Here is a 556-nt window from a genome sequence, read left to right as displayed (position 1 = left end):
TCAGCGCCTGCGCCTCGATCGGGTCACCCAGCGTCGTACCCGTACCGTGCGCCTCCACCACGTCGACGTCGTTCGGGGTGAGTCCCGCGCTGTCGAGCGCCTGCCGGATCACCCTGCGCTGCGACGGGCCGTTGGGGGCCGTCAGGCCGTTGCTGGCGCCGTCCTGGTTCACCGCGGAGCCGCGCACCACCGCCAGCACGGGGTGGCCGAGGCGGCGGGCGTCGGACAGCCGTTCCACGAGCAGCACGCCGACGCCCTCGGACCAGTTGGTGCCGTCCGCCGCGGCCGCGAAGGGCTTGCAGCGGCCGTCGGAGGCGAGCCCCCGCTGACGGCTGAACTCGGTGAACGTCCCGGGGCCGGCCATCACGGTGATGCCGCCGGCCAGGGCGAAGTCGCACTCGCCCTGGCGCAGCGCCTGCGCGGCCAGGTGCAGCGTCACCAGGGACGACGAACACGCCGTGTCCACCGTCACCGCCGGCCCTTCGAGGCCGAGGACGTAGGAGACCCGGCCGGAGGTGACGGCGGGCGTCTGCCCCGTCATCAGGTGGCCCTCGAC

1 protein-coding gene is annotated in these 556 nt (G+C 74.5%); it reads right to left on the bottom strand.

Annotation, left to right across the window (positions count from 1 at the left end):
- Nucleotides 1–556, bottom strand: a 556-nt coding sequence (locus tag KUM32_RS38380; RefSeq protein WP_217146437.1) for a beta-ketoacyl synthase N-terminal-like domain-containing protein, incomplete at both ends; no start/stop codon positions are given.

The sequence above is a fragment of the Streptomyces sp. AC627_RSS907 genome (assembly GCF_019049165.1).
This window is presented reverse-complemented; position numbering and strand designations above follow the sequence as displayed.